The following is a 13,893-nucleotide window of genomic DNA, read 5'->3' as shown; positions in this document are numbered from 1 at the left end:
GTACAGTTATGGGCAAAGAAAAATCTATCGTTCAATCACCAATCGTAGTAGGATTAGACATAGGAACCACAAAAATATGTGTGATCGTTGGTCGCAGAACACAGCACGATAAAATTGAAGTACTCGGCATTGGCAAGGCGGAGTCGGCTGGCGTAACAAGAGGTGTGGTGTCCAATATACAGAAAACAGTTCAGGGCATTGCCCAGGCTGTAGAGGTTGCCAGTGGGCAGTCTAACGTAGAGATACGTGTAGTGAATGTAGGGATCGCCGGGCAGCATATCAAAAGTCTGCAGCACCGTGGAATTCTTACACGCAGGGAGCTCAACAATGAGATCGCGAAGAAAGACATCGACAAATTAATTGATGATATGTTCAAACTTGTTATGCCCCCGGGAGAAGAAATCATCCATGTTTTGCCGCAGGAGTTTACCATTGATAACGAGCCGGGAATCAAAGATCCGATCGGTATGGCAGGAGTGCGCCTTGAGGCCAACTTCCATATTATCTCTGGACAGGTTACTGCTGTAAAAAACATCATGAGGTGTGTAAGCAATGCCGGCTTACAAACTCAGGAATTAATTTTAGAGCCGTTGGCTTCTTCTGAATCGGTGTTGAGCGATGAAGAAAAAGAAGCGGGTATCGCACTGGTAGATATCGGTGGTGGTACAACGGATATCGCTATTTTCCACGAAGGTATCATCCGTCATACGGCAGTTATTCCTTTTGGTGGCAATAGTGTAACTGAAGATATCAGAGAAGGTTGCTCGGTAATGAGAAATCAGGCTGAGTTGTTGAAAACCAGATTTGGTTCTGCATTGGCTGAAGAAAACAAAGAAAATGAGATCATCTGTGTTCCGGGATTAAGAGGTAGAGAGCCGAAAGAAATTTCTGTTAAAAACCTGGCCTATGTAATTCAGGCCCGCATGGAAGAAATCATCGAGCATGTGTATTATGAGATCAAATCATCGGGATACGAGAAAAAACTGATCGGTGGTGTGGTAATTACTGGTGGTGGCGCTTTATTGAAGCATTTGGCACAGTTGGTGGAATATGTGACTGGTTTGGATTGTCGCGTAGGTTATCCGAACGAGCATCTATCGAAATATGAGGATATGCCCAAAACTATTTACGATGACCTGAAAAGTCCAATGTACGCAACCAGTGTTGGTTTGTTGATCAAAGGAATTCAGAAGGCTGAAGAGCTGGTTGAAGAGATGAAGCAGCCTGGGGTGTATGTTGAAAAACCAACAGCTCCAAAAGAAAAAGTTAAGCGCAGCGGTAGCGGATTATTCGATAAACTATTGGCAAAAACCAAGGATTTTATCAGAGATGATATGAACGTTAGCGATGAAGATTATATCAAACCGTAATAATTATCCACAAAACGTGACTTTTCCACATTTTGAACAGTTGTGGAAAACTCCTGTTGAAAAAGTGTTAATATTACAAGGAGAGATGAACAGGTAAAACCTATTTTTAAATAACTGATTCATAAAGATATGCAATTCGAAATGTTAAAAGATAAGTCATCAATCATCAAGGTTATTGGTGTTGGTGGCGGTGGTGGTAATGCGGTGAACCATATGTACCGTCAGGGAATTACAGGTGTGGACTTCATTATCTGTAATACGGATGCGCAAGCATTAGAGTCAAGTCCTATTCCGAATAAGGTACAGTTGGGTGCAAGTCTTACTGAAGGAATGGGTGCGGGATCTATCCCTGAGGTAGGAAAAAATTCGGCTATAGAAAATATTGATGATATCAAAACCATGCTGGGCAGCACCACAAAAATGCTGTTCATTACGGCAGGAATGGGTGGTGGTACAGGAACAGGAGCAAGTCCGATCATTGCTCAGGCAGCGAAGGAACTTGATATCCTTACTGTAGCGATCATCACTACGCCCTTCTCTTTTGAAGGTAAGCGTCGTAAGATGCAGGCTGAAGATGGTCTTGATGAATTAAAGAAATATGTAGACTCTTACCTGGTGATTTCAAATGACCGTTTAAGGGATATTTTCGGAAACTTAACATTAGGTTCTGCTTTTGCACAGGCTGATGATATTTTGACAACTGCCGCTAAAGGCATTGCGGAGATTATTACTGTTCCGGGTTATATCAACGTGGATTTTAAAGATGTGCGTACCGTGATGAAAGACAGTGGTGTTTCAATCATGGGTAGTTATTCTGCAAGCGGTGAAAACCGTGCGCTTACCGCGGTAGAAGGGGCTTTAGCTTCTCCATTGTTAAAAGACAACGAGATTGAAGGTGCAAGATATATTCTGTTGAACATCAGTTCTGGCGTTCGTGAAGTGACAATGGATGAGGTTGCAATCATTACTGATTATATTCAGGACAAAGCTGGTCTTTCTGCTGATCTGATCTGGGGAAATTGCAGCGATGACAGCCTTGAAGATAACTTGTCTGTAACAATTATTGCTACGGGTTTCCAAACTACTGAGCAACGTGCACAGGAACAAAAGAATGTAAAGAAAATCTCTTTGCTAACACCTGAGGAAGCTCCTTTGGTGAGACCAGTAGAACAGGTGAATTCTTTCATCGAGCCTAAAGCCGAGGTTTATTCTAATGAACCGGTATTGAAGTCTGATATTAAACAGTCTGATCTTTTCGGTGATTTGTTTAACAACAACAAAAAGAAAACCGAAGATTCTGAAAATAACTTCATCAAGCATACACTTGTAGAAGAAGAACACACCACGTTCAATGATGTTCAGCAACCTATTGAATCTTCATTTGAATTTGAAGTAAAGGTTTCCGAGACAGATTTCACCTTTGAAACACCAGTTGCAGATTTCGCTGCTAATTTTGCTGATGCCCATCAGGAAGAGCAGGTAGAGGAAGTAGGTGCTGATGATGATAAAAACGATGAGTCTATTGAAGATCAGTTAAAGAAATCCAAAGAAAGGATTTTGAGACTGAAAGACCTGAGCATGAAATTGCGCACCACTAATGGCCTACAGGAACTGGAGAATGAACCAGCCTATAAGCGTAAGCAAATGCAATTGCAACAGGTTCAGCATTCATCAGAATCACAGGTTTCGAGATTCACGCTAAGTAATGATGAGGATGGCTCAACAGAGATCAGACCTAACAACTCTTTCCTGCATGATAATGTGGACTAACACATTCTAATATACTTTTAAAGCCTTAGTGACGACAATCACTAAGGCTTTTTTGGCATAAAAATGGCGTTGTTAAATATTAACCGTAAATTCGCAAAAAATTTAAGTCACCGTAAATACAGATTACATTGGATATTTTTGAAAAGATAGCAAAGCATATGGGGCCTTTGGGCCAACACCACAAATGGTCTCACGGGTATTTTTCTTTCCCTAAGCTGGAAGGTGAAATTGCTCCCCATATGATTTTCCGTGGAAAAGAACATTTAGTTTGGAGTTTGAACAATTACCTGGGGCTGGCAAATCATCCTGAGGTACGTGAGGCAGATGCAAAAGGTGCTGCTGAATTTGGTATGGCCTATCCAATGGGGGCCAGGATGATGTCTGGAAATTCGAAATACCATGAACAACTGGAGCAGGAGCTTGCTGCGTTTGTAGGTAAACCAGATGCTTTCCTTTTGAACTATGGTTACCAGGGAATGGTATCTATTATTGATGCGCTTGTTGACAGGAACGATGTGATTGTATATGATGCAGAATCACACGCCTGTATTATTGATGGGTTAAGATTACATATGGGTAAACGTTTTGTTTACCAACATAACGATATTGATAGTGCGCGTAAGCAATTAGAGCGTGCAACTAAGCTTGTGGCACAAACGGGAGGTGGTATTTTGTTGATCACTGAAGGCGTATTCGGAATGTCGGGTGCACAAGGTAAGTTAAAAGAGCTTGTTGACCTGAAAAAGGAGTTTAATTTCAGGTTATTGATAGACGATGCACATGGCTTTGGTACGATGGGTCCAACAGGTGCAGGAACGCACGAAGAGCAGGATTGTATTGAGGGCGTAGATATTTACTTCGGTACATTTGCCAAATCAATGGCCGGTATTGGTGCTTTCGTTGCGTCGACCGAAGATATTACCAACTTCTTTAGGTATAACATGCGTTCTCAGACCTTTGCAAAGGCTTTGCCGATGCCTATGGTTGTTGGGTTATTGAAGCGTTTAGAGTTGCTTAAAAACAATCCTGAATTGCGTACGCAGTTATGGAAAGTGGCCATGACATTACAGAAAGGACTTCGTGAGCGTGGCTTTGATCTGGGCATTACAAACACAATGGTTACTCCAGTATTCTTGAAAGGAGAGCTATTGGATGCTACGGCACTGACCATGGACTTGAGAGAAAATTATGGTATTTTCTGTTCTATCGTGGTATTCCCAGTTATTCCTAAAGGACTGATTGAACTTAGATTGATCCCAACAGCGGTACACACGATGGAAGATGTGCAGAGAACACTTGATGCTTTTAGTGAGGTTTCGGATAAATTGAAAAGCGGTTACTATAAGGATAATAAATTTTCGATGTCGTAAGGTAAATCATTGTTTAGAAAGCCCCTCTGTTACACAGTGGGGCTTTTTTGTTGACCTGTTGTGGATAATCTTATTAATTGTTGAAAAAATAATACGCAGTTGAAACCGTTTTATTTCCTTAAGTCTTTTTTTAGTAAGTGAAAGCACTTACTTTAGTTGTAAAGTATTGAACCTAAACCAATAAGAACCCCCAGACAATGGCTAAAATTGAAAAATTTAATGAGCTGAAAGACCTGATCAATGGTCTTGAGGCAGATGCTGATAAGTTTTATAACAAAGCGAACAGCGCAGCAGGAACACGTGTTAGAAAAGGTTTGCAGGAAGTTAAAAACCTTGCACAGTCGATCCGTTTAGAAGTGCAGGCTGCCAAAAACAGCGTGTCAAAATAAGCTGCTCAAGCGATCCATAAAAAAAAGGAACCAATTTGGTTCCTTTTTTTTATGGATGTTGTTATGCGGTGATCTTGTTGACTTGTTCAACGATTAACGCTTCCAGTTGCGGAGATACGTTAACCAGTGGTAATCGAACGCGATCGCCACATACCCCAAGGTGTTTTAATGCTGCTTTGACTCCGGCAGGATTACCTTCTGCAAAAATCAATCTTGTAAATTCAATTAACTGCAGATGTAAAGGCAATGCAGTCGTATAGTCGCCCGCAAGGGCTAAGCGCACCAGATTTGATAATTGTAAAGGCAAAGCATTTCCAACTACTGAAATCACACCTACTGCGCCAATGGAGATCATAGGAACTGCTACAGGATCATCGCCTGAAATCAGCATAAAACCTTCCGGTTTATCGCGTTGAATCTGATTGAACTGATCAAAGCTACCCGATGCTTCTTTAGTACCTATGATATTTTTGAAATCATGGGCGAGTCTGCAGGTAGTCTCCGGACTCATGTTACTTCCTGTTCTACCAGGTACGTTATATAACAAAATTGGCAAATCGCTTGCTTCGCTCAGGGCTTTGTAATGTTGGTAGATTCCTTCTTGTGTTGGTTTGTTATAGTTTGGGCTTGCAGACAGTATCGCGGAGTATCCTGCATGCTTAAAGCTTTGAATGCTTGCAGCCACATCCGCAGTATCATTACCGCCTATGCCGGCAATTAATGGCAAACGACCATTGTTAATTTCAGCGGTGAATTCCCAGATTTTCTGCTTTTCCTCCTTCTTCAGTGTCGACGATTCTCCTGTGGTACCAAGTGATACCAGATATTCTACCTTTCCGTCGATCTGGTGATTGATAAGCCTTGCCAGGCCATCATAATCTACCGATCCGTCTGCTGTGAAGGGCGTAACCAATGCTACACCTGTTCCGTGAAATTTATTCATTCTATTATTCTATTTCAACATATTTAATAAATCCTCCTGAGAGATCAGGGGGATACTCAATTTTTTGGCTTTCTCCAGTTTCGACGGCCCCATGTTGTCGCCAGCAAGCAGATAGTTTAATTTGCCGGAAATACTACTTAAGATTTTACCGCCATTACTTTCTATCGTTGCAGTGAGTTCTTCCCTGCTTACGCCTTCAAAAACTCCCGAAATTACGAATGTTTTTCCAGTTAATTTATCACTTGCGAGTTGAATTACTGTTTCTGTGACTTCAAATTGTAATCCGGCATCTTTCAGTAACGCTATTTGAACGTTATGTGCTTCCTGAGCGAAATATTCGACGATGCTTTCTGCAATACGTAATCCAATTTCGTCAATGGTTACGAGTTCTTCAATAGTGGCATTCCGCAGGTTATCCATTGTCTTCAGGGCAAAAGCTAGCTTTTTGGCTACGGTTTCGCCCACATAGCGGATGCCCAGACCAAAAAGTACTTTCTCAAACGGCATTTGCTTGGAAGCTTCAATACCCAACAGCATGTTGGCAATTGACTTTTCTCCGAACCGTTCCAGAGTTTTCAAATCTTCTGCTTTATCCTTAAGCGTATACAGATCGCTGATATGGCGCACGAGCCCTTTTCTATAAAAGCTTTCGATAGTCTCGTCTCCTAATCCATCAATGTCCATCGCTTTTCTTCCAATAAAATGCTGGATCTTACCAACAATTTGTGGCGGGCAGCCTTCATCATTGGGGCAATAAAAGGCAACTTCTACTCCTTTTCGGATGAGTGCAGTGCCGCATTCCGGACAATGTGTTGGATAAATCACCCTGGATGCATCTGCCTTGCGTTTTTCGAGATTCACCTGGATGATCTTGGGTATGATTTCTCCGCCTTTTTCCACAAACACGCTGTCTCCTTCATGTAAATCCAGACGTTCTATTTCATTGGCATTGTGCAGTGTTGCTCTTTTTACCGTGGTTCCGGCGAGTTGGACAGGTTTCAGATTCGCTACGGGAGTTACCGCACCTGTTCGTCCCACCTGGTACGTCACTTTTTCTAGTATTGTTTCTACTTCCTGAGCTTTATATTTATAAGATATTGCCCAGCGTGGACTCTTGGCTGTGAAACCAAGTTCCTGCTGTTGTGCATAGCTGTTCACTTTAATTACGATTCCATCAATATCATATCCGATTTTGAAGCGCTCGTTTTCCCAATGCTTGATGAATTCAAATACATCGTTGATGCCAGCTACCAGTTTGCTTTCTTCACTCACGTGGAAGCCCCATGATTTCATCGCCTGCAGACTTTCCCAGTGGGTTCTGAAATGAAGTTTATCTGTATTTAAGGCATACAGAAAGCAGTCGAGAGGACGCTTGGCCACCTCCCTGGAATCCTGCATTTTAACGGTTCCTGATGCGAAGTTACGTGGGTTGGCATATGTTACTTCACCTAGCTCTTCCTTTTCTCTATTAAGTCTGTCAAATGCTTTCCTGTGCATAAAGATCTCACCCCTGATTTCAAAAACTTCAGGAGCACTATGTTGCTTAAGATGGTGGGGGATATTGCTGATGGTCTTTACGTTTGCAGTAACATCATCTCCCTGTGTTCCATCGCCACGGGTTACAGCCCTGACCAATACGTTATTTTCGTAAGTGAGACTAATAGACAAACCATCAAACTTGAGTTCACAAACGTATTCAAAATTATCGCCGATTGCTTTTCTGATACGTTCATCAAAATCGATCAGATCCTGTTCATTATAGGTGTTGCCCAGGGAAAGCATCGGCCATTTGTGCTTAACGGTCTGGAAATTCTTGGTAATATCGCCGCCAACCTTTTTGGTTGGTGAATCCGGGTCTGCAAATTCCGGATGCGCTTTTTCCAGAGCCTCCAGGGCTTTAAGTTTTTGATCGAACTCGTAATCAGCAATAGTGGGCATTGCTAAAACGTAGTAATTGTAGGTATGCTGGTTAAGTTCTTTAACCAGGTTATCCATTGTGTCTTTAGTGCTCGAAATCGACATGGAGCGAAGATACAAATTGTCGCTTAAAATGTCTTCATGGAAAGTTCTGATTCCATGCTAACGAAGATGCTGAGGTAAGCGCTGGCAAGCTGTTCTTTAAAGCTATTGATGGCTATAGTTAATTCCTGTAGCTGGATATCTGTTAGTGGATTAGCCCACAAACGCATGCAGATTCTATTGAGTGCATAGGTAATATTTTCTGATTTCTGGTAGCTCAGCAGATACCGGCTTTTGATAAACTCTGATAAGAAATGCTTAAATCTATCTAGGTCTGGAATGCCTGCTATCGTCAGGAAAGAATCCAATTCAGCTGCGTTTGCAGTAGTCAATTGCTGGTAAAAGGTATCGACATTTACCAATGTAGTGATGCTAAGCAGGTGATCCAGGATTAACTCCAGTCCGATATGCGCAAGAAAAAATGGCTTCACAGGTCCGCTAGTCAGCACAGGTAAGATGTGCTGCTTCAGCGCGGCGGTCTGGATTTTAAAGAAAGCTGAAGAGTGAAAAATCCGGTCGGCTTCCAGGTGTTTTTCCCAGCCTTTGAGCAGTGACATGTGCGCGGACGAGCCACTGAATAGTTGGGGCGACTTCTGTGGATTAAGATTCCAGTCCTTGTGTGCATTTTTAACCAGGTCGGGCAGCACGACGCCCAATACCATATAGTAATCCGGGTTATTCCGCTCAAAATAATAGTGGGATAGGAAGTTCATCGCTTAAAAGTAGAAATTTTTTAGCCAGGCTTTTCCTATATTTGCCGCAAAAGGATAAACTAATGACCAATTTTGTAGAAGAGTTAAGGTGGAGAGGCATGTTGCACGACATTATGCCAAACACTGAAGAGAAGCTGAATGAAGGGATGTGTTCGGGATATATCGGATTTGATCCGACAGCTGATTCATTACATGTTGGTCACCTTACCCAAATCATGACCCTGATCCATTTTCAGCGCGCAGGACATAAGCCCTATGCATTGGTAGGTGGTGCTACAGGCATGGTTGGAGATCCTTCAGGTAAATCTGCTGAGCGGAACCTGCTGGATGACGCGGGTCTTGCACATAACCTAAATGGCATCAAAGCACAGCTCAGTAAATTTATGACCTTTGGGACTGAAGGTAATGACGCCGTAATGGTTAACAATGCCGATTGGTTTAAGAACTTCAATTTTCTTGACTTCATCAGGGATGTAGGAAAACACATCACTGTGAATTATATGATGGCTAAAGACAGCGTTAAAAAACGTCTTGACGGTTCTGGAACCGGGTTGTCATTTACTGAATTCAGTTACCAACTGATCCAGGGATATGACTTTTATTATCTGTGGAAAAACCATCAGTGCACTTTACAGATGGGTGGATCAGATCAGTGGGGTAATATTGTTACCGGAACCGAGCTAATCAGAAGAAAAGATAACGGAACCGCTTTTGCATTAACAACACAGCTGATTAAAAAGGCTGATGGAACTAAGTTTGGTAAAACAGAGAGTGGTGCAGTGTGGCTTGATCCTGAGAAAACTTCTCCTTACCGTTATTACCAGTTCTGGTTGAATGCTTCTGATGATGATGTCAAAAAATGGATCAGGATTTTTACGCTGAAAACCCAGGATGAGATCCAAGAACTTGAAACTGCACATAATGAAGCACCACATTTAAGAATTCTCCAAAAATCATTAGCTGAGGATATTACGGTGCGTACGCATTCTGAAGTAGCGTTAGAGACAGCGATTAATACTTCGAACTTCCTTTTTGGAAATGGTTCACTCGAATTCTTTGCTACCCTAAATGATGCTCAGGTGATGGAGATTTTCGATGGCGTGGCTCAGTTTATAATTTCCAAAGCTGACTTGGAAGCAGGCCTGGATGTTGCCACTTTGCTAGCCGAGAAGACTAGTGCTTTCCCTTCAAAAGGAGAGGTTAAGAAAACTATTCAAGGTGGTGGCTTGAGTATCAATAAAGAAAAACCTTCAGACGCTGCAGTTATCTACAATCAGAGTAACCTGCTGAACGATAAGTTTATCATTGTTCAAAAGGGTAAAAAGAATTATTTCCTGATTATCGCCGAATAGGTTATTGTACGAGCAGGTTGCAACCACGGATATCGGAGTTGTCAAATCTGCCCAGTACTTCAAATGATCCGTCCTGGTACGCTTTACCAAGATCCTGTGTCGCAATAAACGCACAGGAATTGATATTGGCCAGGTCGATCACATTGATGCCACCCGACTGTCCATGTTGTGGCGGGCTCAAGGGGTCATTCGTGTCGCGCAGTAAAATTTTCATCCATGGTGGGCAGTTAAAAATACCAACTCCATTTGAGTAACCCTGAGAAAGTAATTCTGTCATTCCATATTCACTATGGATCATTTGCACACCAAACCCTGCACTGAGCTGTGCATGAAGTTCTTCACGTACCATTTCTTTTCTCTTGCCTTTCATTCCCCCTGTTTCCATTACGATCATTTCAGGGAAATCAATATGGAAAGTCTCTACGAAATCCAGGAGTGCATAGGTAACGCCTATCAATATCGTTTTTGTTCCTTTTTTCTGTAATTCCTGCAGTTTCAGATACAGGTCATCGTGGTTATGTAGAAAATAACCACTGTCGGGATGTTTACTTTGCTTTAAAAGCGCATCTACCATATAGATCAGGGACGAGCCATCCCGTTCTAGGTAAGAGGGGAGAAGTGCAAGGATGCAGGTGTTTTCAGGATGACTGTAAAAAAGTTCAAACGCAGTATTGAAGCTTTGCTCATAGATTGCGACCTCGGTAACGAGATGGCGACTTTGCACCTGACCGGTAGTTCCTGAACTGGAAAAAACGATCTCAGGTTTAGCTCCGGTACTTAAAACTTCGTGCGTCTTGAAAAAAGAGATCGGCAAGAAAGGAATGTCTTTTACCTTATTGATGCGTTCTGGAATAATATGGAGATTTTCTATATAGGCCTTGTAGATTTCACAATTTGACGCCTGGTGCCTGAATATAGACAGGGCTACATTGTTAAAATCTGTTTCATTGCTAATACTGAAAATATCTGCTGTAGTGCTCACGACACAAAAATACACACAATTTCTTAATCAGGAATTGGGTTTTTTGTGAAGAATGGCTTTTCTGAACTGGTAGCCGCAAAATCCACTTACACCGGCAACGAATCCACCCAGTAGCGCAGTTAGGAAAAGCACCATCCACCAGGTTTTTACGGACAGCATTTCTGCAACTCTTGAGGCGAGGAGGTGCTGGTTTGGGATACTTTTAAATAGTGCGACACCGGTCCATAACAATGCAATTGCGAGAAATGGCGCCCAGAGCGCTATTTTTCCGGTTTTACCAACTAGTCCGCAGGTAACAAAGGAAATGACCACAATAATCCACCATGGCAGTACAATCTGTAATAGAAATGAGGCAACAAGTATAATTAAGAAGACGATCATCGTTTTTTAGCAATTTTAAGGTGGGCAATTTTTTTGGCACTAGGGTCGGTTGGCGACTGCATGTAGTATAAATCATATAGCCTGCCATCTGCCCAGGTATCGATCATGTCATCATAAAAGCGGCTACCTGGATTTCCCGATTGTCCACCAGGAAATACACCATGACCTTTAGGTGTTTTTCCCAATTCTATCACCATCCGCCAGGAAGGACCATTGCTCTCACTTAATGCGTTGATGGTACTTTTTCCACCACCCATTAGTAATGTCTTTGAACCCAGACCAGCTATTTTAGCCAGGTGCGGCACATTGGTGTGTTTGACTTTCGCCCATTGCCAACCGGTACCAATAGTTCCGTATTTACGTTCCAGGCTATCGCAAGTAAACTTGAAGGACTCATTAATCAAGTCGGCAAGCGTTTCCTTTTGAGCAGTTTTAATATTGTCGAACCATTTTGAGTTTGGTTCTTTAACAATGAGCTCTACGGTGCGGTCGCGCGAGGGGTAGCGCATCGGTACGTTATCGACACTAAATTCATCTGCCCAAATATCAGAGAACAGCCGCTTGGTCCAAAGTTCAAAGATGCCAGGTGCTATCTCTTTGGCATCGTAACGTTTATTCCATTTTGTAATAATATTAAGACCCTCTTTCTGGGTAGCATTTAGTTTTGTTCCGTCAATATTTGCAAATAAAGTGGGTAGTACGTTTTCTGCAAAAATACTGTAAGTATCGCTTTGCATGATCCTGATACTGTCGGCAGTAATCTTGGTCATGGCCGCTAATCTGTCATTTATCCGCTTACCGCGCTCGTAAGGAGCAAATTCCCAATTGATATAATATGGATAGGTTTGGTCGGTGGAGGACTGATTTGCGGAACTTACAAAATGGCGTTCAGGGTTCTTAACTGTTGGATTCTGATCTGCAGGGATCCAGCCCTGCCAGTCGTCCTTAGGATCTGAACCATCCAAGATAAATTTACCCTGATCTTTATATTTCAGGGGGAATTTTCCATTAGGGGTTATAGCGATATCATTGTCGGCCGAAGCGAAGACAAAGTTCTGTGCCGGAGCAGTAAAGTAGGTTAGCGCCTTCCTATAATCTGCATAATTTTTACCTCTATTGAGGAAATAAAAGGTCAGTAGTTCATTAGAGCTGTCATGTGCAATCCAGCGTAGCGCATGTCCGGTAGGAACATTATCAGCCATTGTGAAATTAGCTTTAGGTTTCTCCAGATAAACAACAGGACCCTGATGGGTATAGAATACCGTGTCGATTTCTGCTTTTTCGCCACGGATGCTAATAGATTCCATCCGCGTTGTAGTTGCTTTCCACTGATTGTTGTACCAATAGTTTTTGTGTGTTTGGTCTTTGAATTTTATCTGATAGAAATCAAGAATATCTGCAGCTACATTCGTTACACCCCATGCTATATTCTGGTTAAAGCCAACGGTAATACCCGGAGCTCCGGGTAGTGAAACGCCATATGCGTTTATTCCCGGTGCATGCAATTGGATCTGATACCAGATGGATGGTAATGTGAGATTAAGATGTGGGTCGTTTGCCAGAATTGGGAAGCCGGAAGCTGTTTTCTCTCCAGATACTGCCCAGTTATTACTGCCTATTCCTTCTTCCAGCTGTTTTGTATTTATACCAGTTGTCATCATCTGCACATAACTTGCCGGAGGAAGTGGTACTGGCAAGGGCTTAAAGTTCCATTTAGTGCCTTTTGGAATGATAGGATCTTCTTTAACGGGATAATCAGGGAAAAGATTGGTGGTAATTTCAGGGCCAAACTTTTTCAGGATATTAGTCATATAAAATTCGTCTGAGCCCATGGCAAGCACAGCTGACATTTGTTTTAGGAGTAGCGCACATTTTACAGGCGTCCAGTCTTCGGGTACAAAATCCAGTAATTTATATTCCATAGGCAGCTTCCCAGCAGTAAGTGTGTGAATATAATCATTGATCCCGGCGGTGTAAGCAAGAATCATTTGTTTTGAGCGGGGATCTGCCAACATGCCTTTAAGTGAGTTCTCTGCGCCATATACCATTCCCATTCTACGTTGATAACGATCCAATTCGATTGCTTTTCTTCCAACAACTTCAGAAAGTCTGCCAGCAGCATATCTGGTTTGGAAGTCCATTTGCCAAAGCCTGTGCATGGCAGTAACGTAGCCCTGCGCATAATAGAGGTCATGATCGTTCTGCGCAAAAATATGTGGGATCATGCGGTCATCAAAAACAATGTCAACGTCCTTTGTTGTTCCTGGAAGGTTGATTGCAGACTCGGCTGTTATTGCAGTGCTTTCAGCATTCTGCCAGAATCCCTTGAACGGGTTCAGAAATTTAACCACGGGAGGAACATCGCCAAATTTGGTGTTCAGGCAATAAATCAGCAGTAATGGGACAAGAATGCAGAAGAAAGCCTTTATTTTATTTATAATCATATAGTGTTTGCCGGCTTTAGGAGGGTATGCGTTATTTGGTTATCTATGGCAATTTAACATAAAAGTTAATTCAATTACAAAGAATAATTAAATTAATGAGGTGCCGGATAATTTGTTAGATTCAAAATTTGTTATAAATTTAGGTATAAATTAACCAAAC

11 protein-coding genes are annotated in these 13,893 nt (G+C 42.1%); 5 read left to right on the top strand and 6 right to left on the bottom strand.

The window, feature by feature from the left end; genetic code table 11:
• Positions 1–8: 8 nt before the first annotated feature.
• The 4 genes from ftsA to CLV32_RS10050 all read left to right on the top strand — a co-directional run bounded on the left by ftsA (position 9) and on the right by CLV32_RS10050 (position 4,899).
• Positions 9–1,370: a cell division protein FtsA gene (ftsA, locus tag CLV32_RS10065; RefSeq protein WP_133554987.1), complete on the top strand. Its 1,362-nt coding sequence runs from the start codon at positions 9–11 to the stop codon at positions 1,368–1,370.
• 129 nt (positions 1,371–1,499) lie between these two features.
• Positions 1,500–3,140: a cell division protein FtsZ gene (gene ftsZ / locus CLV32_RS10060; RefSeq protein ID WP_133554985.1), complete on the top strand. Its 1,641-nt coding sequence runs from the start codon at positions 1,500–1,502 to the stop codon at positions 3,138–3,140.
• Between the two features lie 128 nt (positions 3,141–3,268).
• Complete coding sequence (locus CLV32_RS10055; protein ID WP_133554983.1) at positions 3,269–4,510, top strand: aminotransferase class I/II-fold pyridoxal phosphate-dependent enzyme; 1,242 nt, start codon at positions 3,269–3,271, stop codon at positions 4,508–4,510.
• 197 nt (positions 4,511–4,707) lie between these two features.
• A complete protein-coding gene (locus CLV32_RS10050) occupies positions 4,708–4,899 on the top strand; it encodes a histone H1 (protein ID WP_133554981.1) in 192 nt (63 codons plus the stop codon).
• Positions 4,900–4,960: 61 nt separating this feature from the next.
• On the opposite strand, the gene dapA is transcribed toward CLV32_RS10050, so the two are convergent.
• The 3 genes from dapA to CLV32_RS10035 are packed head-to-tail and all read right to left on the bottom strand — an operon-like array spanning position 4,961 to position 8,574.
• Complete coding sequence (gene dapA, locus CLV32_RS10045; protein WP_133554979.1) at positions 4,961–5,842, bottom strand: 4-hydroxy-tetrahydrodipicolinate synthase; 882 nt, start codon at positions 5,840–5,842, stop codon at positions 4,961–4,963.
• A 9-nt stretch (positions 5,843–5,851) separates the two neighbouring features.
• Positions 5,852–7,864: an NAD-dependent DNA ligase LigA gene (ligA, locus tag CLV32_RS10040; RefSeq protein ID WP_133554977.1), complete on the bottom strand. Its 2,013-nt coding sequence runs from the start codon at positions 7,862–7,864 to the stop codon at positions 5,852–5,854.
• A 23-nt stretch (positions 7,865–7,887) separates the two neighbouring features.
• Complete coding sequence (locus CLV32_RS10035) at positions 7,888–8,574, bottom strand: hypothetical protein (protein WP_133554975.1); 687 nt, start codon at positions 8,572–8,574, stop codon at positions 7,888–7,890.
• Between the two features lie 62 nt (positions 8,575–8,636).
• On the opposite strand from CLV32_RS10035, the gene tyrS reads away from it, so the two are divergent.
• Positions 8,637–9,926, top strand: coding sequence for a tyrosine--tRNA ligase (gene tyrS, locus CLV32_RS10030; protein ID WP_133554973.1), 1,290 nt, complete (start codon positions 8,637–8,639; stop codon positions 9,924–9,926).
• Position 9,927: 1 nt separating this feature from the next.
• Here tyrS and CLV32_RS10025 read toward each other — a convergent pair whose 3' ends face one another.
• From CLV32_RS10025 to CLV32_RS10015, 3 genes are read right to left on the bottom strand one after another with little or no spacing between them, the layout of a single operon-like run.
• Positions 9,928–10,908 (bottom strand): LuxE/PaaK family acyltransferase, encoded by a 981-nt coding sequence (locus tag CLV32_RS10025; RefSeq protein ID WP_133554971.1) that lies wholly within the window; start codon positions 10,906–10,908, stop codon positions 9,928–9,930.
• A gap of 27 nt (positions 10,909–10,935) precedes the next feature.
• Positions 10,936–11,289 carry a hypothetical protein gene (locus CLV32_RS10020; protein WP_243732278.1) on the bottom strand — a complete coding sequence of 118 codons (354 nt, stop codon included), beginning with the start codon at positions 11,287–11,289 and terminating at the stop codon, positions 10,936–10,938.
• On the bottom strand, positions 11,286–13,733 hold the full coding sequence (locus CLV32_RS10015) for a penicillin acylase family protein (RefSeq protein ID WP_166641921.1): 2,448 nt from the start codon (positions 13,731–13,733) through the stop codon (positions 11,286–11,288). The genes CLV32_RS10020 and CLV32_RS10015 overlap by 4 nt, the downstream gene beginning before the upstream one ends.
• Between the last annotated feature and the right edge of the window lie 160 nt (positions 13,734–13,893).

This window comes from Pedobacter duraquae, assembly GCF_004362245.1.
Lineage (GTDB): Bacteria > Bacteroidota > Bacteroidia > Sphingobacteriales > Sphingobacteriaceae > Pedobacter > Pedobacter duraquae.
This window is presented reverse-complemented; position numbering and strand designations above follow the sequence as displayed.